Here is a 21,987-nt window from a genome sequence, read left to right as displayed (position 1 = left end):
TGCTGCCGGGCTGGTGATCCTCAGTCCGCAGTCGCGACAGCCACCAGCGGCTGACCCTCGCGGGTCTGTTCCAGCAGGCGCGTGAAGTCTTCGGCCGGCAAGGGCCGGCTGCAGAAATAGCCCTGAAAGTAGTCGCAGCCTTTTTGCTGCAGGAAGCTCAGCTGCTCCTGGGTTTCCACGCCTTCGGCCAGGACCTTCAGGCCCATGGCGTGGCCCAGGGCAATGACCGAGCTGCTGATGGTCATATCATCCGCGCTGTGCGGAATGTCGCGGATAAAGCCCTGATCGATCTTGAGCAGATCAAGCGGGAAGCGCTTGAGGTGCGCCAGCGACGAATAGCCGGTGCCAAAGTCATCAATGGCCAGGCGAAGGCCCAGCTCACGCAGGCGGTTGAGCACGGCCAGTGCCTCCTCGGGCTTTTCGGCCAGCGCGCTTTCGGTGATTTCCAGCTCCAGCAGGCTGGCCGGAAAGCCCGACTCGGCCAGAGCCTTGGCCGTGGCACCGGCAATATCGGTCAGCAAAAACTGATGCAGCGAGACATTGACCGCAATCGTCAGATCGGGCAGGCCTGCGGCACGCCATTGCTGGCCTTGACGACAGGCCTCGCCCAGCACCCACAGGCCCAGCGGACCGATGACGCCCGAGTTTTCCGCCACGGTGATGAAGCGGGCCGGAGAGATCAGGCCGTCTTCGGGGTCCAGCCAGCGCACCAGGGCTTCCGCCCCCATCAGGCGTCCCGTCGCCAGATCGATCTGCGGCTGGTAATGCAAGCGCATATGACCGAGGTCCAGCGCACGGCGCAGACGCGCCTCCATGGCCAGGCGCTCGCGGGCGGCCTGGGTCATGTTTTCATGGAAGAAGCACCAGGCATTGGAGCCCCTTGCCTTGGCTCCATAAACTGCCGCATGGGCACCCTGCAGCAGATCGCCGGCCGTCAGCGCATGCTCTGGGTACAGACAGATGCCGGCACTGACACTCACCACCACGGACAGCCCGTCAGGCGTGGTCCAGGGCTGGCCGGCAGCCGCCATCAGGCGCTCGGCCACATCCACCGCACTGTCACGGCCGCATATGGATTGGGCCACCACGCAGATTTCATCGCCCGCCAGGCGGCCAATAATGTCGCCATGGCGCAAAGCGCCCTGCATCTGTACTGCCACATGCCTGAGCACCTCGTCGCCGATGGAGTGGCCATAGCTGTCGTTCACGTCCTTGAAGCGGTCGATATTGAACAGCAGAACGGCCATGCGGAGGTTGTTGCTCTGGCTCAGCGCCACCGTCTCGCCCAGCATGCGCGTGAACTGCGCGCGGTTTGGCAGACCGGTCAAGGTGTCGCGATGGGCCAGGAACTCCAACTGCTGCTCGCGCGCCTTCTCGGCCGAGATGTCGGTGAACATGCAGACGTAATGCGTGACCTTGTCGTTCGCGTCCTTGACCGCACTCAGCGACATGCGTTCGGGAAAGATCTCTCCGTTCTTGCGCCTGTTCCAGATTTCACCCTGCCAGTGCCCGGTGGCATGCATGCTGGCCCACATGGCATCGTAGAAGGCCTTGTCATGCCGGCCAGACTTGAACATGCGCGGCGTCTTGCCCAGCATTTCGGCCTCGGAGAAGCCCAGCAGCCGCGTGAAAGCATGGTTGACCGAGAGAATGCGGCTGTTTGCATCGGTCACCACCACGCCCTCGATGGTGTTGTCCACCACGGTGGAAGCCAGACGGCTGCGCTCATCGGCTTCGCGACTCGCGGTCTGGTCGGAAAGCAGGCCCGAGATACGTATCAGACGTCCGCTCGCATCCCTGTATGCCTGACCGCGTGCGCGGAACCAGCGGTACAGACCGTCGAAGCACAGCAGGCGCGCCGTCAGCACCAGCATGCTGCCCTGCTCCAGCGCCTGCTCGGCCTGGGCACGCGCCGTTTCAGCATCTTCGGGATGCAGGCGCTGATCGAAATCGAATTCGCGTGCCAGATCCTGCCCCTGGTAGCGCAGCAAGGCACTCATGCCCGTGGAGAAGTTCAGTCGCCGCTCCAGCGCATCCCATTCCCACACGCCATTGCCGCTGCCTTCCAGTGCCAGACGCAGCATGGTCTCGCTGCGCACCATGGCATTGCGCGCGCTTACCATCTCGCTCAGATCCTGCAGCACGCAGACCAGGGCTACCGGCCCTCCCACCCCCGACGCTGCCACGCGGCTGGTGGTGCACAGCACGGGCGTGACCTTGCCGGTTTCAGCATGCACGCACTGGCGCAGCACCTGGAAGTAGTCGGTGCTGCCGTCGAGCAGGCGCTGCAGCTGCAAAACCACCTCGTCGCGGTCATGGACCGGCACCAGCACCCGAAAATCCTGGCCGCGCAGCGACTCCACGCTGCGGCCCAGCCAACCCGCCAGCTTGGCATTGGCCCAGACAATCTCGGCCCCGCCCACATGCACGCGGGCCATGCCGGCCGGTGCGTGGCGCACCACCAGCTCCAGTTCCTGTGCCGTCTCCCGGCCACGCTGGTCGGCGCGCGTCTTGCGCTGCATGAACCAGAGTGCGACCAGCGCGGTCGCCAGCAACCAAACAATGAACAGGCCTATCTGCCAACGCAGCGACTGTCGATTCAGCGATACATCAAAATAGTTGAGCACACCTGCCTGTGCCCCCAACCACAGCATCCCCGCACACAGATAGAGGGCGACAATCACCCTGGGTGTGAGCGCAGAATGCCCCTCCTCGCTTTTCATGAATTTCCTTTGTCCGCAGGGTCCTCGCCTTGCTGCGACAATTGCCCAGCTATGACCCAAGCCTATATTTTGACTTTATCCTGCCCAGACCGACTGGGCCTGGTGCATGCCGTTTCCGGATTCTTGCTTGAGCAAGGCGGCAATATTGAAGAAGCAGCGCAGTACAACGACCCGGTAACCGGCCTGTTCTTCATGCGCGTGCAGTTTGCCTGCGATGGCAAAGACGCCGCCTCTCTAAAGGCATCCGTTGCTCAATTAGCTGATCAATATCAAATGCAGTGGAGTTTGCACTCCAAAGCCGAGCGCATCAAGACCGTCATCATGGTCAGCAAGGAAGGCCACTGCCTCAACGACCTGCTGTTCCGCTGGAAGTCGGGTCTGCTGCCCATCGAGATCAAGGCCATCATCAGCAACCACCGCGAGTTCTATCAGCTGGCGGCCAGCTACAACATTCCCTTCCATCACATTCCCGTGACTGCCGCGACCAAGGCCCAGGCCGAAGAGCGCCAGTACGAGATCATCGAGGAAGAAGGCGCCGAGCTGGTGGTGCTGGCCCGCTACATGCAGGTGCTGTCCAACGATCTGTGCAAAAAGCTGGCCGGTCGCGCCATCAATATCCACCACAGCTTCCTGCCCAGCTTCAAGGGTGCCAAGCCTTACTACCAGGCGCATGACCGCGGCGTAAAGCTGATCGGTGCCACCGCCCACTATGTGACCGCCGACCTCGACGAAGGCCCGATCATCGAACAGGACGTGGCGCGCGCCGACCACACCGACACCGTCGAAGACCTGACGGCCCGCGGCCGCGACACCGAGAGCCAGGTGCTGGCCCGTGCCGTGAAATGGCATAGCGAGCGACGCGTCATTCTCAACGGTCACAAGACCGTGGTGTTCCGCTAAATCCCTGGGCTTGGGATTGACCATATGACCCGCAGCCCCGGCTCCTTGAACAGCATTACGGCCAGGCGGATTCCGCCGATACAGTGCCTGCTCACTTTCGAGGCGCTGGCGCGGCTGCGTTCGGTCACCTTGACGGCGGAGGAGCTGTGCGTCACGCCCAGCGCCGTCAGCCACCGGGTCAAGCAGCTGGAGCAGATTCTGGGCGCGCGCCTGTTTGGCCGCACCGATTTCTCGCTGACCACGGACGGCAGCTCCTATCTGGCCCATGTACGCGAGGGCCTGGGCGCCTTGCAGCGCTTCCCCGGAGCATCGGCCTCCCCCGGACGCAGACGCCTGAAACTGGCCGTCACCCCCACTTTTGCGCGCGTGATCCTGATTCCACGCCTGCGCCAGTTCACCGAGGCCTATCCCGAAATCGACATCGCGCTGCAGGTTTCGATTCCGCTGCTGGATGTGATCGGTGAGGACGCCGACCTGATGGTGCGCTTCGGCGCCGGCCACTATGCCGACGTGGAGCATATCGAGCTGGCCCGCGACACCGTCACACCGCTGGCCTCGCCCAGCTTCATCCGCGAGCACGGACCGTTCGAGCGCCCGGACGACCTGGAAGGCATGCCGCTGCTGCGCAGCCCACTGGAGCCCTGGCGCACCTGGTTCGCCGCGACCGGCCTCGACATGGCCGAACCCAACGAAGGCTCCCAGTTCAACGACATCGGCCTGATGTGCGACGCGGCATCGGCCAGCATGGGGATCGCCCTGGTACGCCACAAGCTCGGAGCCCCCTGGCTGGAAAACGGCACATTGGTACGCCTGTTCGATGTCGATGCTCCCAGCCCCCACGCACACTATCTGTGCTGGAAGACCGGCATCATGGATCGCTGGGAATGCGCGGCCTTCGCAGAGTGGCTACGCAAGGCCATGGGCTGAGCGGTACCCTGTCGGCCTCGCTGCGGCGCGGCCTGTTGCACAGGCCGCGCGATGGATAACGAAGATGGAGCACCCACGGCATGAACCTGCAGCCCAGGCTGTACCCCGGCCTTGACCAGAACCAGGCACTCAACAGCGAAGCGTCCTCGCTGCTCATCCGCGCCCTGGCCGGCACGGGCAAGACGACCACGCTGGCCATCAAGGCCGTCGACCTGATCCGCACCCAGGGCGCGCGCAAGGTGCTGATGCTTGCCTACTCCGAAGCCGGCATCAAGGCCATTCAGGCGCGCCTGGACCGGCTCACCGCCGTACGCCTCGAAGGCCTGCACCTGCTCACTCTGGAGCAGTTTTGCGCACGCATACTCGAAGAGCTGGGCGACCCCGTGCCCATGCTCTCCTCTGCCCTGGAGAAGAACCTGCTTATCCAGCAGGCGCATCAGGCGTTGTCGCAAGAGGCCGAGCGGCATGCCGAGCTCGACATCCCCGAGCTGTCCGACTATTTCGAACGCCCCCTGGACATCAGCGCCTTCCTCGCCTTCGAGGCCCAGGCCAAGCAGCGCATGCTGGAACTCGACATTGACGCCAGCGGCCTCGGAGCGCTGGCATATTGCCGCGACAACGCTCTGGACTACGGCATGTACCGGCTGCTGCGCAGCTATGAACGGCTGCGCGCGGGCCCCACCCAGGAGCCGCTGTTCTATGCGCCCGGCGACTGCACCTACGCACTGGCCTGCCAGCTGGCCGCACTGGACTTCGATGCCGGCTTTCCGCTGCTGCAGGGCCGCTTCGAAGCCGTGCTGTTCGACGAACTGCAGGACCTGGACGAGGCCGCGCTGCTAGTGCTGCGCCATCTGGCACGCGGCAACGGCCGCTTCATCGGTGTCGGCGACTTCAACCAGCACATTCTGCCGAGCGCTTCCTCCATCTTTGGCGACAGCGCCCAACGCATCCTTCAAGAGCTGCCCGCAGGCACCGGCCAAGCCGCGCTCAACACAACCTATCGCTTCGGCCCCCTCATCTGCCAGGAACTGAACCGGCTCTTCGGCGTGGAGTTCGAAGCCCATTACCGCAATGCCTCGGCCTGGTTCGAACATCGCCGTGGAGATGATGAGGACTGCGCCCGGCAGTTGCTGGACATCCATGCCGCCGTGGCCCGTCTGCCCCACAAACCGCAGGACCCGCCCGCCGTGCTGCGCGTCATCCTGCGCTCGCCCGAAGATTCGATACGGCTTGAATGGCTGTTCGCCCACGAAGGCGTGCACTATGCCTGCAAAGGCATGCAACGCTTCTACCAGCGCCGTGAAATCGCCCTGATGCTGGCCATGCTGTGGGCCATGCCCGGCTGCAGCGGTGCCGCCCGGCTCTCGCAAGGCATTCTGAACAGCGCCGCCGAAGGCCTGATGCGCTATGTGCGTCATGCCAGCCCACCCGACCGGGATCTGCTGGCCAACGGCGTGTTTGACATGAGCGCATTGGGCGAAGCCCCGCCGGAGTCCGACACGCTGCGCATCGCTGCCGAACTGATGGGACGGCAGAGCGCCATGCGCCGTTTCCTTGCCGTCCAGATCGCACCAGACTCTGCCGCCGCCCGCTTGCTGGCCCTGCCCGCCGAGCAGTGCGCCGATGCTGGGCAGCTGTGCCGCCATCCGCTGCTGCAGCAGTTCTTTGCCCAGGCTCCCATCAGCCAGGACGAGTTGCGTCAATGCCTGACCGGCCTGCAAGCGCTGTCGCAGATCTGCGCCGGGCTTTCCGTCGATGAATTCCTGGGCCGTCTCAGCCTCATGGTTCAGTCGAGCATCGCACAGCATCAGCGCCAGGAAAAACCCAGCCTGCAACTGCTCACGGTAGAGCGCAGCAAAGGCCATGAATACGAATATGTGGCCGTGCCCTTCGTCCATGCCAGGCATTTCTCCCCCGATGCGAACGACCCGCAGCGCAATCTGCTCTACGTCGCCATGACCCGCGCCAGCAAGCGGCTGTGGGTACTGGAAAGCAGCTGACGACGCAAGGCCAGGGGCTGATACAGGTCAAGCCTGCATCCCGCATGCGAGTCAAAACTGTGTAACGTCGCTGCGCGCAGACATTGCCGCAGTTGCCCTCTATCGCCGGCCCGCTCCCCCTCCCACCATGGGCTCACAACAACGAGGAGGAGACCTATGCCAACCCCAATGCGCTGCGCCTGGCTTCTGGCCGCCGGCATTGCCGCCCTGCCCCTGCATGCGCAGGACAACCCCGTCACCATCGGTGTCAGCCTGCCGCTGTCCGGTGCACAGGCCGAGGCCGGCAAGGAAGGGCTGAGCATCATGCAGGCCCAGGTGGAGGCGTTCAACAAGCTCGGCGGACTGGGGGGCAAGCCTCTGACGCTCAGGGTACTGGACGATGGCTACGAGCCGCAGCGCGCCGCCGGCAATGCACGCCAGCTGATCCAGGAAGGGGCCGTGGCCCTGCTCAACTGCTGGGGAACGGCCAGCTGCGCCGCCATGCAGCCCGAGATACAGCAGGGCCAGACCGCCCTGCTGGGGGTGATTGCAGGGGCCGGCAGCATGCGCCAGCAGCCCAGCCGATTCGTCTACCCGCTGCGCGCCAGCACCCAGGCCGAAATTGCAGCCATGTTGCAGCAAATGCAGACCATAGGTCTGCGACGAGTCGCCATCGTTCATCAGAACGACGGCTTCGGCAAAGACAGTCTGCAGATTGCCCTGACCGCCTTTGCCGCCAAGGATCTCAAACCCGTCATCACGCTGGCCGTGGAAGCATCGGGCGCCAATTCCCCGGAGCTGGCCAGGCAGCTGGCCGCCCAGCCCGATCTCCAGGGCGTCATCGTGCTGGCGGGCGCTCCGGCCACCATAGGTCTGATCACCATGGCCAGGCAGGCCCATGTCACCGCACCGTTCTACAACCTGGCGGCTCAGGCCAATCGCGCCGTGGTGCAAGGGCTGGGGTCGTATACGCGCGGCATCGCCTTCACCACCTTGGTTCCCAGCCCCTGGAAGGGCGCGATCCCGGCCATCAAGGACTACCAGCAACTCGTCGGCCAGCCAGGCATGCCGCCAGCCTCCTATCTGGGGCTGGAAGTCTTTCTCAACACCCGCACCCTGCTCGATGCGCTGCGCAAGGCCACGCCCTCGAATCAGCGTGCGAGCCTGACTACCGCACTCGACGCCATGGGGGAGGTTCGCTACGGCGCCATGCACCTGCGCTTCACGCCGCCACGCAGCGGCTCCAGCTATGTCGGGTTGACCATGATCGACGCAGGCGGCCATTTCAGAGAATAAATCGACTCAATCGCCTACCCACAAAGCGGTTGATGCTCTCATTTTAAAAGCCTTCTTGACTGTCATCGCAAAGCATTTCAAGCAGCTTTGCAATAAAGCTCACACCAAGGCGCGGGCGCATCCCCTACATTTGCAGGCATGACGTCCGCCAGCACATTCACCGATCTCGTCGCCACCTCCAGCACGGCGGCCAACGCAGCGCATCACCTGCCCGAGCCGTCCGAGCGCGCCAGGCGCCAGGCCGAGGTGCTGGCGGCACTGCGCCCCCATGTGCCGGCGCATGCCCTGCTCTATCAGAGCGAAGACACCACGCCCTATGAATGCGACGGGCTGACGGCCTACCGCCAGCGCCCGCTGCTGGTCTGCCTGCCCGAGACTTATGCACAGGTGCAGGCCGTGCTCAAGGCCTGCCATGCCATAGCGGCCCCCGTCATTGCGCGCGGCGCGGGCACCGGGCTTTCGGGCGGCGCCATGCCCCACCCCATGGGCGTGACGCTGTCGCTGGCCAAGTTCAACAAAATCCTCGGCGTCGATGCCTACAGCCGCACGGCCCTGGTTCAATGCGGCGTTCGCAACCTTGCCATCAGCGAAGCCGCTGCACCCTACGGTCTGTACTATGCGCCCGACCCCAGCAGCCAGATCGCCTGCACCATCGGCGGCAATGTGGCCGAGAACTCGGGCGGCGTGCACTGCCTCAAATACGGACTAACGGTGCACAACGTGCTCAAGGTCAAGGGCTTCAGCATCGAAGGCGAGCCCGTCGAATTCGGCTCGGATGCACTCGACACCCCCGGACTGGATTTGCTGGCCGTCATGATAGGCAGCGAAGGCATGCTGGCCGTGGTGACCGAGGTCACGGTCAAGCTCGTGCCCAAGCCCCAGCTGGCACGCTGCATCATGGCCAGCTTCGACGATGTGCGCAAAGCCGGCGACGCAGTGGCCGCGGTGATCGCGGCCGGCATCATTCCGGCCGGGCTGGAAATGATGGACAAGCCCATGACGGCCGCCGTGGAGGACTTTGTGCGTGCCGGCTATGACCTTACTGCGGAAGCCATCTTGCTGTGCGAGAGCGACGGCACGCCCGAGGAGGTGGAAGAGGAGGTCGCCCGCATGAGCGAAGTGCTGCGCCACGCCGGAGCCACGGCCATCACCGTGAGCGAGAGCGAGGAAGAGCGCCTGCGCTTCTGGAGCGGGCGCAAGAATGCCTTTCCCGCCAGCGGCCGCATCAGCCCCGATTACATGTGCATGGACTCCACCATTCCACGCAAGCGCCTGGCCGACATCTTGCTGGCGATTCAGGAGATGGAGAAGAAGTACCAGCTGCGCTGCGCCAATGTGTTCCACGCGGGCGACGGCAATCTGCATCCCTTGATCCTGTTCGATGCCAACAACCCCGACGAGCTGCACCGCTGCGAGCTGTTCGGTGCCGACATTCTGGAAACCAGCGTGTCCATGGGCGGCACGGTGACGGGCGAGCATGGTGTCGGAGTGGAAAAGCTCAACAGCATGTGCACCCAGTTCACCACGGCCGAGAACGCCCAGATGTTCGCGCTCAAGGCAGCGTTTGATCCGCAGTCCCTGCTCAATCCCGGCAAGGTGATCCCCACGCTCAACCGCTGCGCAGAGTACGGCAAGATGCTGGTGCGCGGCGGCCAGATCGCCCATCCCGACCTGCCGCGATTCTGAAGTCCGGCCATGGCAAGATCACGGCTGCTGAATGCATTTGTGGAGCCGTTCGATGATCTCTTCCATCGGTAAGACGCTGGGCCTGCTGCTGGCCCCGGTACTGCTGACGCTGGCTGCGACCCAGCCCGCACAGGCGCGTGGCTACACCTCCACCGGCAAATGCGGCATCTATCCACGCCTGGCCATCACCAGCCCCGCCGGCACCTGCGTGGGGCTGATTGCCGACGAAGCGCACGGCCTGCGCTTTCCGCGCCGCGTGCTGGAGATTGCGCCTGGCCGCATCTGGGTGCTGGACATGGGCAACTGGATGCCCCATGTGGGCCAGCTGATCGAGCTTCGACTGCCTCCTGACGCGGCCACTGCCGCCAACGCCAACACCACGGCCAAAGCCGTGGAAGCCCGGGTGCTGCTGAGCAAGCTCAACTATCCTTCGGGCATGGTGCGCGGGCCGGACGGCAAGGTCTATATCGGCGAGGCCGACAAAATATGGCGCGCTGCGGTGCCCGTTCTCGGCCAGACGCCGCAACCCGAGATGCTGGCCAGCGGCCTGCCGGCCGACGGCGCCCATCTGCTCAAGGAACTGGCGTTTGCGCCGGACGGCAGCCTCTACGTGAACATGGGCTCGGCCACCGACGCCTGCCGCGGTGAAGACCAGAAACAACCCGTTCCCTGCCCCGAGCGCAGCGCGGCCATGCCGCGCGCTGCCGTCTGGCGCATGGTGCTGCAGCCTGGCCCGCAGAGCGTCAAGGAGTTCAAGCCCTTTGCAAGCGGCCTGCGCAATTCCATGGCGCTGGCCGTGATGCCCGATGGCCCGGCTGCGGGCACGATCTGGCAGGGCGAGAACAATATCGACTACCGCGACCCCAAGCAGCCGCCCGAGGAACTCAACCTGCTGCGCGCAGGTGCCGACTATGGCTGGCCTTACTGCATAGGCGCACGCCAGAACGCGCAAGGCTATGAAAAGCGCTTCGACTGCAGCAAGACCGAAGCGCCCCACATGCTCTGGCCCGCCCATGTGGCTCCCCTGCAAATGCTGGCGACACCGATCGGCAGTGCATTTGGCGGGCAATTGCTGGTGGCCTGGCATGGACAGCGGGCCGAGGGCCAGCGCCTCGTGGGCTTTGCACGCGACGGCAAGGGCCGGCCCTCGGGCCAGGCCATTCAATGGCTGAGCAACTGGGATGCCAAGCCCGGTCTGCGCCCTGGCGGGCGCCCCACGGGCATGGCCATCGACCATGCGGGCCGGCTGCTGGTGGTGGAGGACTTCAACCGCAGCCTGCTGGTGCTGATGAGCGAAGCAGGCATGGCGCCAAGGCCCAAGTAACCCAGGTAAACCGGGGCAAGGCGCTCAGTTCGCCAGATCGCGCCCGCGCGCCAGAAACCGGGCGTATTCCTCGCCCGGAACAAACAGGCCGCCTGTCGTCCAGACGATATGTGTGGCGTTCGCCATATGCGCCTGCAGCTTCTGGCGCTGCAGATAGTCCTGACCCGCAGCACTTTCCAGCAGGGCACGCGGACCGCCAAAGCCCGCGGCAGCCGATGGCTCGATCTGCAACCCCTCGCTGTCCAGCAACAGGTACAGATGGCGAAACAGGGTCTCGTCCGCCACCGTGAACACGCCGCCGAGAAAACCACGCACCACGTCGGCAGCCAGCTCCGACGCCCGCGGCACGGCCAGGCAGTCGGCCTCGGTCCGGTTGTTCAGGCCCAGCGCATAGACCGAAGGATGGGCTTCCAGACCCGGCAGGGCCGAGGCACCGGCCAGCATCTCCACCATGAAGCAGGGCGACTGCACGGGTTCGGCAAAAAAACAATGCACATGTGGCCCGAATGCCTGCTGCAGACCCAGCGCCACGCCGCCGGGCGCCCCCCCAACGCCGCAGGGAATATAGACAAACAAAGGATGCGTCTCATCCACGGCAATCCCGTTCTCTGCAAGTTGCGCGACCAGGTATGGAGCCGCCGCCGCATAGCCCAGCAGCAGCGAGAGCGAATGCTCGTCATCCACAAAGTGACAGTGAGGGTCCCGGTCGGCCAGCGCGCGGCCCGCAGCCACGGCCTGGGCATAGTCACCAGCATGCTCCACCACCTGCACGCCACGCGCACGCAGGCGCTGCTTTTTCCATTCCTTGGCATCAGCTGACATATGGACCACCGCCTCGAAGCCCAGGGCCGAGGCCATGACGCCGATCGACAGGCCCAGGTTGCCCGTGGAGCCTACCGCCACCTGGTAGCGGGCAAACACCGCACGCGCGGCATCGGAGGCCAGCTGCAGATAGTCGCCATCGGCCAGCAGGCCGTGCTGCAAAGCAATCTGCTCCGCGTACTCCAGCACCTCGTGCACGCCACCGCGCGCCTTGATGGAGCCGGCCACCGGCAGGCTGTGATCGGCCTTGAGCCAGAGTCGGCCCATCTGCTCGGGCAGTTGCAGCGCCCGCTGCATCTGCGGCACGGGCTGCAGCGCCGACTCAATGCGCCCGCCAGCCACCTGCAGCTCGGGAAACAGCCGCGCCAGCAAGGGTGCAAAACGCTTGAAGCGCTCTACGGCCTGCTGAACCTGGGCCGCGTCTATGACCTGCGAGGAGTGTTCTGCATCGCTGCGCCCGGCCCACAGCGTAGGCCGGGCATGGCGCAGATCTTCAACCAGGTCGTGCAGCACGGAAAAAGTCATGGCATGCATCCATCGTCATACAAGACAGCCATATTAGGGCCAATGGAGCATGCCGGACGGGACGGCCAAGGCGTGGCTGCTATGCCTCTCCCATGGCAGGGTCGCTGACCGTGTGCTGACCGGTTTCCACGCGGCCCGCAAAGCGCCGGTAGTACGCCGGATCGCTGTCGCAGGTCACGGCGAAGTCATACCACTGGCCGCTGGCCTTCAGCTCCCAGTGCCTCTCGGCACTGGCGGCGGCGCCAACTTCGACCGTCCATGGGCCGTCGCTGCGGTAGGCTATGGGCGTGATGGTGAACACCGCAGCCTGCGCGCCCTTGTTCATCAGATCCACATAGACATTGCCGTTGGTGATGTCGTAGCAGACCCGCACCTCGGGGGCTGCCTGCACACTGCCCAGGCGATTCAGGTCGCCCTTGAAGTGGCGATGGAATCCGTTGGGGCCCAGCACCCAGAGGTCGTACTTGCCGAAGTTGTCGCGCACGGCATCCCAGGTATCGGACAGCGTCTTGCCCGCTTCCACCATGTAGCGGCGAGGCGTGCGGTCCAGCTTGTAACGGTCATAGACATGAAAGACGGCTGCCTGCGTGCCGGTATTGGCAAACACCAGCTCCACCGGGCCGTTGCTCTGACAGCGCGCACTGGTATGCAGTTCGTAGGGCAAGGCCCGCGACGGACGTGTGCCTGCGGCCTGCAAAGGCAGCTGCATATCGCGAGGCACGGGCACGGCGGGCAGCTTTTGCTGATCGGCACGCAGCTTGTCGGCAACATCGCGCGTGGAGCGGCCGGCCAGCACGGGCAGGGTCTCGTTGTTCGGCGTCTTGAAATTGAAGCTGCTCAGCAGATCGCCGCAAACCGCCCGGCGGAACGGGCTGATATTGGGCTCCTTCACGCCAAAGCGGGCCTCCAGGAAGCGCAGCACCGACGTATGGTCGAACACCTGGGAGTTGACCCAGCCGCCGCGGCTCCAGGGCGAGATCACATACAGCGGAACACGTGGACCGGGACCGTAGACACGGCCATCGGGGGCAGGCTGGCTGCGGCTGCCGGCCGGTGCGCCATGCGTGAAGTATTCGGCCTGCAGATCGGCCTCCGGCAGCGTGGTCTTGCCTGCATAGGTCTTGTCGGCGTTCTGGGATGGTGCCGAGGGCGAAGGCATATGGTCGAAGTAGCCGTCGTTCTCATCGAAGTTGACCAGCAGCACGGTCTTGCTCCAGACCTCGGGATTGGCCGTCAGCGCGTCCAGCACCTCCTGCAGAAACCAGGCGCCCTGCACCGGGCTGGATGGGCCGGGGTGCTCGCAATAGATGGACGGCGCGTTGACCCAGGACACCTGGGGCAGCTTGCCTTCGCGGATATCGCGCTTGAAGGCGTCCAGATACTCCTCGGGCTGGTTGCCGGGCAAGGTGTTGGCTACGCCTTTGTACAGCGGGTTGGCAGCGTCGTCGCTGGTCGCGTCATAGGCATGGTAGGGCAAAGCCTGGCCGGTGTTGGTATACGGCGAATTGGGCGCGCCGCCACTGGAGACAGGAAAGCCCGAAGCCAGATTGGCGCGACGAAAGCTCTGGAACGCGCCCAACATGTTGTCGCCCCACTCGTCAGGCATGTTCTGGTAGCTGATCCAGCTCACTCCCGCTTCCTGCAGCCGCTCCGCATAGGTCTTCCATGTATAGCCGGTGGTGGCATCGCTGGACACGCCATTGATGGCATCCCACTCGTTATTCACGAAAGCCACGTTCTGGGGCACGGCACCGTTGGTGCCCGTCATGTGGAATGACCGGTTGGCGTCGGTGCCGGTGTGCATGGCGCAGTGGTAGGCATCGCAGATCGTGAAGGCATTGGCCAGCGCGAACTGATAGGGCAGCTCCTGCTCCTTGAAATAGCCCATGGACGTATCCGTCTTGGCCACGGGCCAGCGCGACATGCGGCCGTTGTCCCAGGCCTGCTGACTGTCCAGCCAGGAATGGGGGGTTCCGGAAACGCGCTGCGCATTGTTGGCCGTGCCGTCCAGGTGATAGGGCGTGATCACCGTGCCGTTGGCTCGCTCCTGCTGCCAGACCTTGCGGCCGTTGGGAACGGGAATGGTCATCCGGTCGCCAAAGCCTCGCACCCCCTTGAGCGTGCCGAAGTACTGATCGAAGGAGCGGTTTTCCTGCATCAGGATCACCACATGCTGCACGTCCATGACCGTGCCCGTGACATTGTTGGCGGGAATGGCCAGCGCACGGCGGATGCTGGGAGGAAAGGCGGCCAGTGCGGCAGCGGAAAAGGCAGCGTTCTTGCCGGCCTGCAGAAGATTGCGTCGCGAAATCATGGTGAAGCCTTGTCTGTCACCGCGCTCAGGGAGCACAGCGCATCTCCGGCTTGGCCGGCTCGGTGGGGTTCGTGGGGGTCGTGGGATTGGTCGGGTTCGTGGGAGCAGGCGGGCTGTCATCGCTGCCACCACAGGCGGCCAGCGTGGCAGCCGTCAGGCAGGCGAGCGCCAGCGCCTTGATCAAACGCTTGTTTTGCATGGAGTCTTTCGCTTTGATGTCGACAGGTTTCGACCGGCAAGAATCTAGGAAAAGCTCATGTCATCCCGATGACGCCCGTGTTTCAGTCCGTTTGCTCGCATCGCTGCTGCGTTCGAAGCTCGCGAGCCCTCTTCAGCGCGAAGCGCCATGCAAAAAGGGCCGACGCACCCACGTCGGCCCTCTGCAAGAAGCATCGCAACGCCAGTCAGAACGCTGGCGCTTGCGCGGCTATTGCCGCTTTCCGTATCCCAGCCGATACAGCAGCGGCAGCACCAGCAAGGTCAGCACGGTTGACGAGAGAATGCCACCGATCACCACCGTGGCCAGCGGGCGCTGCACCTCGGCCCCGGTGCCCGTGGCAATCGCCATGGGCACAAAGCCCAGCGATGCCACCAGGGCCGTCATCAGCACGGGGCGCAGGCGCGTGAGTGCCCCTTCGGTCACGGCCTGTTCAAGATCCATGCCCTGCTCTCGCAAGCTGCGGATATAGGAGATCATGACCAGGCCGTTGAGCACGGCCACACCGCATAGGGCGATAAAGCCGATGGCCGCCGAAATGGACAGCGGAATGCCGCGCAGCCACAGCGCAGCAATACCGCCCGTCAAGGCAAACGGAATGCCGGTGAAAACGATGAGACCGTCTCGCACGTTGCCGAACATGGCAAACAGCAGCGTGAACACCAGCGCCAGCGCCACGGGCACCACGATCATCAGGCGCTTGCGTGCGGACTCGAGGTTTTCGAAGGTTCCGCCCCAGCGCGTCCAGTAGCCGGCCGGCAGCGCAATGCCTTCGAGCTCCTGCTGGGCCTGGGCCACGAAGGAGCCGATATCGCGACCGCGCACATTGGCGCTGACCACGATGCGGCGCTTGCCGTCCTCGCGGCTGACCTGGTTGGGCCCCGGCGCCAGCTCCACCGTCGCCACGGATGACAAGGGCACAAAGCCCAGACGCCCGTCGCCGCCGCGCGGCAGCGCGATCGGCAGGCGACCTATGCCGTCCACATCGCTGCGCATGGCCTCGGGCAGGCGCACCTGGATGGCGAAACGTCTGTCGCCCTCGAATACCGTGCCGGCCTCGCGTCCGCCAAAAGCCGTGCTGATGGCGTCCTGCACATCGCCCATGTTCAGGCCGTAGCGCGAAGCTTTCTCGCGATTGATCTGCACCGTGAGCATGGGCAGACCCGTGGTCTGCTCGACCTTGACCTCGGAGGCACCGGGGATCTTCTGCAGCATGGCGGCCACGGCCTGCGCAGACTTCTCCAGCTGGGCCATGTCGTCGCCGAAAATCTTGACGGCCACATCGCTGCGCACGCCGGAAATCAGCTCGTTGAAGCGCAGCTGGATCGGCTGCGAGAACTCGTAGTTGCTGCCCGGAATCCCTTCCACGGCCTCCTGCACGGCGCTCAGCAGATCGTCGCGCGAGCGCGCCGGATCGGGCCACTGATCGCGCGGCTTGAGCATGATGTAGCCGTCCGAGATATTGGGCGGCATCGGGTCCGATGCGATCTCGGCCGTTCCGGTACGCGCAAACACGCGCTCGATTTCTGGGAACTGCTTCTTGAGCTCGCTCTCGAGCTGCATCTGCATCTGCACCGACTGCGTGAGACTGGTGCCCGGTATGCGCAGCGCCTGGATCGCGAAGTCGCCTTCGTTGAGATTGGGCGCGAATTCGCTGCCCATGCGTGTGGCCAGCAGCAGGCTCAGCGCGACGATGACACCTGCCGCCGTCAGCACCACGGCTGGCGCATGCATGACTTTTTCGAGCACCGGTGCATAGGCACGGCGTGCCCAGCCCATGAGGCGGTTTTCCTTCTCGGCCACCTTGTCGCCCATGAACAGCGCAATCGCGGCGGGAATGAAGGTGATGGACAGCAGCATGGCACCCAGCAGCGCAATCACCACCGTCAGCGCCATGGGGTGGAACATCTTTCCTTCCACGCCGGTGAGCGCAAAAATGGGCAGATACACCACCATGATGATGAGCTGGCCGAACAGCAGCGGGCGCCGGGCCTCGCGGGCTGCCGCAAACACCTCCTCGAAACGTTCGCTGCGGGTCAGCGGCCGGCCTGCTGCCGCCTGGGCATGGGCCAGACGGCGCACGCAGTTCTCCACGATCACCACCGCGCCGTCGATGATGATGCCGAAGTCCAGTGCCCCCAGACTCATCAGATTGGCGCTGACGCGCATCTGCACCATGCCCGTGAAGGTGAACAGCATGGAAAGCGGAATGATGAGCGCAGTGATCAGTGCGGCGCGCAGATTGCCCAGGAACAGGAACAGGATCGCCACCACCAGCGCCGCGCCTTCGATCAGGTTCTTCTTGACCGTGGCAATTGCCTTGTCCACCAGATTCGTGCGGTCGTAGACCGTCACGGCCTTCACGCCGGGCGGCAGGCTTTTGTTGATCACCTGCATGCGCTCGTGCACGGCCTGGGCCACGGCACGGCTGTTCTCGCCAATCAGCATGAACACTGTCCCCAGCACCACTTCGCGGCCGTTGTCCGTGGCTGCACCGGTGCGCAGCTCGCGGCCCAGGCCCACGTCGGCCAGATCGCGTACGCGTATGGGCTGGCCTTGCGCCGAGCCCACGATGACTTCGCGAATATCGGCAATGCCGCCCACCTGCCCCGGGGCGCGGATCAGATACTGCTCGCCCTGGCGCTCGATATAGCCGGCGCCCACATTGGCGTTGTTGCGCTCCAGCGCTGCAACGATATCGGCCAGCGTGAAACCATAGGCCGCGAGCTTTTGCGGCTGTGGTGCCACCAGGTATTCCTTGGCAAAGCCGCCAATGGAGTTGATCTCGGTCACGCCCGCCACATTGCGCAGCTGGGGCTTGATGACCCAGTCCTGGATCTCGCGCAAATCCATGGGCGTATAGGGCGATCCGTCGGGCTTGGTGGCACCGTCATCGGCCTCCACGGTCCACAGGTAGATCTCGCCCAGTCCCGTGGAAATAGGACCCAGCGCGGGCGCCACGCCCGCTGGCAGCGCATCGCGTGCCTGCTGCATGCGCTCGTTCACCAGTTGGCGCGCGAAGTAGATGTCCGTGCCGTCCTTGAACACCACGGTCACCTGGGACAGGCCGTAGCGCGAAAGCGAGCGCGTCTGGTCCAGCCCCGGCAGGCCGGCCATCAGGGTCTCGATGGGGAAGGTGACGCGCTGCTCGGTCTCCAGCGGTGAATAGCCAGGCGCCGAGGTATTGATCTGCACCTGCACATTGGTGATGTCGGGCACGGCATCGATGGGCAGGCGCTGGTAGTTGTAGATGCCCAGGCCCACCAGGGCAAGCGTGGCCAGCATGACCAGCCAGCGCTGGGCAATGGCAAAGCGGATGATGCGCTCAAACATTCAAACTCCAAATCTCTTCTTCTGCCCTGTCACACTGGCGCAATCCAAACCAGAGACACCGAGCAAGAGCCACCTCGCAGCGGGGCCGCCCAGGCGAGGGTGTCGTCCCCTGGGGGAAGGCGCGCCGCGCCTCAGGGGGGTCCATTTAATGCACATGCTCGGCCGTGGCCTTGCCCAGCTCGGACTTGAGCACGAACGCCCCGTCCTTCACATAGCGCTGGCCTGTGCTCAGGCCCTGCAGCACTTCGGTGTTCTGGCCGTCGGCCTTGCCCAGCTTCACGGCCTGAGCCTTGAAGCCGCCGGCTACCGGCACAAACACCACGGGCTTGTCGCCGTCGATCTTCTGGATGGCCGCATTGGCCACCGCCACCGCCGCCTGCTGGCCCGCGGCCGTCAGATCCACATTCACAAACAGGCCCGGGCGCCAGATGCCGTCCGGGTTGTCCAGCGTGATGCGCGCAGGGGCGGTGCGGGTTTCCTGCCCGATCAACGCGCCCACATAGGCCACGACTCCCGTGGCCCTGGATTCGAAGGCCGTTGCATGCACCGTGGCCTTTTCGCCCACGCGCACAAAGGGCAGATCGCTGGCCGCAACCTTCATTTCGGCCCAGACCGAACGCAGATCGGAGATGGTGAACACGGCCGTACTGTCCTGCACGGCTTCGCCCACGGCAAGGTGCTTTTCCACCACCACACCATCGAAGGGCGCGCGCAGCTCGAAGCGGTTCAAAGCGCCGGCAGAGCCCGATCCGGCGCCGATCGCGGCCAGCTTCTGCTGCGCATTGGCGGATGCGATCTCGGCCTCGCGCAACGCCTGCTGAGCCTGCAGATAGTCCTGCTCGGCCGAGATCTTTTCCTGCCACAGCTGCTTTTCGCGCTGATAGGTGGTGCGTGCCAGCGCCAGGCGCTTTTGCGCCGCCATCAGCTCGCTGCGCTGCTCGGATACGGCAGGGCTGGTCAGGGTGGCCAGCAACTGGCCCTTTTTCACCACCTGCCCCAGATTGGCGGCCACGCTCTCGGCCACGCCCGCCACACGGGGCACCACATGGGCCGTCCGGTCCTCGTTGAAGCGAATCTCGCCGGGCAGTTGCAGCGTGCCGGCAATCAACGCCGGGCCGGCCTCGGCCAGGCTCACGCCCGCTGCCCTGGCCCGCTCGGCATCGAGCTTGAGCAGGCCTTCCTCCTCATCGGCATGCTCGGCCTCGGCAGCGGCTTTGCCCTTGTCCGGGCTCTGCTCGGCATGCCCGGCTTCGCTGCCATGGTCATGCTCTTTTTCTTCATGGGAATGGCCTTTTTCTGCAGCGCCATGTTCATGGCCTTGGCCTTCCACGGCCACGGCCGCCGGCCGGGTGCCGTAGACGATGGCCGCGGCAGCTGCCGCGCCCAGCGCCAGAATGATGGCAATCGCAATCGCCGTGCGGCGGGGCTTTGGGGAGATGGAATTCATGATGCGTGTTCTTACTCAAGACCGGGCACATCGCCCAGCTGGCGGGTGATGTCGGCCGCTGCCTGGTGGGTAGCCACCAGCTGCTCCAGATAGAGGCTGCGTGCCTCGGCCAGCGTGCGCTGGGCATCCAGCACTTCCAGATAGCTGAACTTGCCCAGGGCAAAGCCCTTGGCAGCGACTTCGTAAGCGGATTCGGCCGCCGGCAGCACCTGCTGCGCGAGCTGCTCGGCCTGGGCCCGGCTGGTCTGCAACTGCTCGCGCTGCTGCTGCAGCAGCGCATGCATCTGCTGGCGGGTGGCCAGCAGCTCGTCCTCGGCCTTGTCGGCCAGACGCAGCGCCTGCAGCTGATTGCCGCGGTTGCTGTCCAGAATCGGCAGCGGCACCGAGATACCCACCACCAGCTGATTGCGGCCCACTTCCTGTGCACGCTTCATGCCCAGACTCACGCTGGGATCGGGCAGGCGCTTGGCGCGCTCCAGTTCGGCGACGGACCTGGCCTGAAAGACGGCCTGCTGCGAACGCAGCATCTGCGGCGAATGCTCCAGCCTTTGCAGCATCAGGCCTTCATCGGGCAGTACCGGCAGCTGCGCCAGCTCACCCACCGCGCTGCCAAATGCCGCAGGCTGCGCTCCCCACAGCGCTGCCAGTTGCTGACGCGCCACACGCAGACCGGAGCGCGCCTGGGCCAGCGCCAGCTCGGCACTGCTCTCGGCCACACGGGCCTTGGTTTCCTCCAGCGGCGCCACCTTGCCCGCCTGCACCCGCTTGGCCGCCGCATCGCGGGCGCTGCTGGCAATCTCCAGCGTCTTCTGATGCAGCTGCACGCGTTGCTGGCCGGCCAGCACATTGGCAAAAGCCGTGCGCACATCGGCACGCAGGCCGGCCTGGGCAGCCTCCAGCTCGGCCCGGGCCAGCTCGCGGCCATGCTCGGCCGCCTTCATGCGCGCCTCGCGCTTGCCGCCGATCTCTATGGACTGGTTCCACTGCAGCGTCATGGAGCGGGTTTCGCGGCGCGTGTCTTCCTGCGAATAGGCCAGCTCGGGATTGGGTCGGGCACGGCTCTGAATCAATGCCCCTTCGCTGGCCGCCAGGGCCTGGGCTGCCGCCCGCAGACCAGGGTTGCGCTCCATGGCCAGTGCCAGCGCGGCCTGCAGGCTGATGGGGGCGGCAGCCGCTGCCGTGACGGGCGCAGGCTGTTGCGCCCAGCTGCAGGGCACGAAAAGGCCCAGGCCGCTGCCCAGCAACGCAGCGGCCGCCTTGGTGATGAATGTCATGGTGATGCTCCGCCTGCATGCCAGCCCCTGGGTTGGCAGTCCTGTACAGGCGGGGCAAATCTAGCGTGGCGGCCCCCACAGGGTTCTGACCTCAAGATGACAAATTTGTCATCTTCGCCAGCGGCCGACTTGCTCGACAATCTGCGGCATGAAGCTTCTAGTCATCGAAGACGAAACCAAGCTCGCCGAGTACCTGCAAAAAGGCCTGGGCGAGGAAGGCTTTGTGGTCGATGCCGCGCACAACGGCATCGACGGCCTGCACCTGGCCACCGAGCAGCCCTACGATCTCATCATTCTGGACGGCATGCTGCCCGGCATCGACGGTCTGGCCGTGCTGGCCGCCCTGCGCCAGTCGCGCCAGACGCCGGTGCTCATGCTCACGGCCCGCGCCCAGGTGGAAGACCGAGTAAGAGGCCTGCAGGCAGGCGCCGACGACTATCTGGTCAAGCCTTTTGCATTTTCGGAACTGGTGGCCCGCATTCATGCGTTGCTGCGCCGCGGCCTTCAGGCCCAGGCCACGCCCGAGGCCACGGTGCTGCGCATGGCCGATCTGGAGCTGGATCTGCTGCGCCACCGCGCTACGCGTGCGGGACAGCGGCTGGACCTGACGGCCAAGGAATTCAATCTGCTGAGTCTGCTGCTGCGGCGACAGGGCGAAGTGCTGTCGCGCACCGAACTGGCTTCCCAGGTCTGGGACATGAACTTCGACAGCGAAACCAATGTCGTCGAGGTCGCCGTGCGCCGCCTGCGCCTCAAGCTCGACGCGCCCTTCGAACTACCCCTGCTGCACACGGTGCGCGGCATGGGCTATGTGCTGGAGCTGCGCCCCGAGGCCTGAGCCCCGGTGCCTACCATTCGCGTGGGGCGATCAGCTCTTCCACATCCGCCTCTGCAAATCCATAAGCCCTGGCAATGGCCTCGAAATCAGCCGCAATGCATTCACGTGCCGCCGTCTCCATCTCGCTGCCCTGCTCTTCGAACTCCTGCTGCAGATCGTTGAAGCGCTCGGTCGCCGCATGGCTCAAGCGATACAGTTGCTCCAGATTCTGCGGCTTTTGCTGATCGATCTGAAGACACAACTCTCGCAGAATATCCTCGCCCTTGCGCACCAGCTCCTCGGGGAAATAGCTGTCCTCGTACATCTCCTGCAAGAAGGCATGGTGGTTCAGCATGGCATTGGCAGGACTCATGGTTTCTTCCTCCGCAAACAATCAATCGTC

Annotated in this window: 15 protein-coding genes; 7 read left to right on the top strand and 8 right to left on the bottom strand. The window is 64.7% G+C overall.

Features of this window, described 5'->3' with window-relative positions:
• Positions 1-20 precede the first annotated feature (20 nt).
• On the bottom strand, positions 21-2,723 hold the full coding sequence (locus ACLBXN_RS11600) for an EAL domain-containing protein (protein WP_447612220.1): 2,703 nt from the start codon (positions 2,721-2,723) through the stop codon (positions 21-23).
• Positions 2,724-2,774: 51 nt separating this feature from the next.
• Here ACLBXN_RS11600 and purU point away from each other — a divergent pair, with 51 nt between their 5' ends.
• From purU to ACLBXN_RS11570, 6 genes are all read left to right on the top strand, one after another.
• Positions 2,775-3,623 (top strand): formyltetrahydrofolate deformylase, encoded by an 849-nt coding sequence (gene purU / locus ACLBXN_RS11595; protein ID WP_003050678.1) that lies wholly within the window; start codon positions 2,775-2,777, stop codon positions 3,621-3,623.
• A 24-nt stretch (positions 3,624-3,647) separates the two neighbouring features.
• Positions 3,648-4,550 (top strand): LysR substrate-binding domain-containing protein, encoded by a 903-nt coding sequence (locus ACLBXN_RS11590; protein WP_003050675.1) that lies wholly within the window; start codon positions 3,648-3,650, stop codon positions 4,548-4,550.
• An 80-nt stretch (positions 4,551-4,630) separates the two neighbouring features.
• The gene (locus ACLBXN_RS11585; RefSeq protein ID WP_447612219.1) at positions 4,631-6,550 is read left to right on the top strand and encodes a UvrD-helicase domain-containing protein; all 1,920 of its coding nucleotides are present in this window, start codon (positions 4,631-4,633) and stop codon (positions 6,548-6,550) included.
• A 156-nt stretch (positions 6,551-6,706) separates the two neighbouring features.
• Positions 6,707-7,825: an ABC transporter substrate-binding protein gene (locus tag ACLBXN_RS11580; protein ID WP_447612218.1), complete on the top strand. Its 1,119-nt coding sequence runs from the start codon at positions 6,707-6,709 to the stop codon at positions 7,823-7,825.
• 138 nt (positions 7,826-7,963) lie between these two features.
• Entirely contained in the window at positions 7,964-9,511 is a 1,548-nt protein-coding gene (locus tag ACLBXN_RS11575) for an FAD-linked oxidase C-terminal domain-containing protein (protein ID WP_447612217.1), read from the top strand.
• 52 nt (positions 9,512-9,563) lie between these two features.
• Complete coding sequence (locus ACLBXN_RS11570; protein ID WP_211457275.1) at positions 9,564-10,835, top strand: PQQ-dependent sugar dehydrogenase; 1,272 nt, start codon at positions 9,564-9,566, stop codon at positions 10,833-10,835.
• Positions 10,836-10,859: 24 nt separating this feature from the next.
• On the opposite strand, the gene ACLBXN_RS11565 is transcribed toward ACLBXN_RS11570, so the two are convergent.
• The 6 genes from ACLBXN_RS11565 to ACLBXN_RS11540 all read right to left on the bottom strand — a co-directional run bounded on the left by ACLBXN_RS11565 (position 10,860) and on the right by ACLBXN_RS11540 (position 20,767).
• A complete protein-coding gene (locus ACLBXN_RS11565) occupies positions 10,860-12,191 on the bottom strand; it encodes a D-serine ammonia-lyase (RefSeq protein ID WP_447612216.1) in 1,332 nt (443 codons plus the stop codon).
• 70 nt (positions 12,192-12,261) lie between these two features.
• Positions 12,262-14,496: a phosphocholine-specific phospholipase C gene (locus tag ACLBXN_RS11560; RefSeq protein ID WP_447612215.1), complete on the bottom strand. Its 2,235-nt coding sequence runs from the start codon at positions 14,494-14,496 to the stop codon at positions 12,262-12,264.
• 25 nt (positions 14,497-14,521) lie between these two features.
• Positions 14,522-14,695: a hypothetical protein gene (locus ACLBXN_RS11555; protein WP_165570867.1), complete on the bottom strand. Its 174-nt coding sequence runs from the start codon at positions 14,693-14,695 to the stop codon at positions 14,522-14,524.
• 228 nt (positions 14,696-14,923) lie between these two features.
• Entirely contained in the window at positions 14,924-18,046 is a 3,123-nt protein-coding gene (locus ACLBXN_RS11550) for an efflux RND transporter permease subunit (RefSeq protein ID WP_447612214.1), read from the bottom strand.
• 145 nt (positions 18,047-18,191) lie between these two features.
• Positions 18,192-19,493, bottom strand: a complete 1,302-nt coding sequence (locus ACLBXN_RS11545; RefSeq protein ID WP_447612213.1) for an efflux RND transporter periplasmic adaptor subunit — start codon at positions 19,491-19,493, stop codon at positions 18,192-18,194.
• 11 nt (positions 19,494-19,504) lie between these two features.
• Positions 19,505-20,767, bottom strand: coding sequence for a TolC family protein (locus tag ACLBXN_RS11540; protein ID WP_447612212.1), 1,263 nt, complete (start codon positions 20,765-20,767; stop codon positions 19,505-19,507).
• A gap of 148 nt (positions 20,768-20,915) precedes the next feature.
• On the opposite strand from ACLBXN_RS11540, the gene ACLBXN_RS11535 reads away from it, so the two are divergent.
• Positions 20,916-21,605: a heavy metal response regulator transcription factor gene (locus ACLBXN_RS11535; protein WP_407714440.1), complete on the top strand. Its 690-nt coding sequence runs from the start codon at positions 20,916-20,918 to the stop codon at positions 21,603-21,605.
• 10 nt (positions 21,606-21,615) lie between these two features.
• Here ACLBXN_RS11535 and ACLBXN_RS11530 read toward each other — a convergent pair whose 3' ends face one another.
• A complete protein-coding gene (locus tag ACLBXN_RS11530; protein ID WP_447612211.1) occupies positions 21,616-21,957 on the bottom strand; it encodes a DUF5713 family protein in 342 nt (113 codons plus the stop codon).
• Between the last annotated feature and the right edge of the window lie 30 nt (positions 21,958-21,987).

It is taken from the genome of Comamonas sp. C24C, assembly GCF_053345995.1.
Note: the sequence above shows the minus strand (reverse complement) of the source record. Positions and strands in the feature narration are given on the sequence as shown.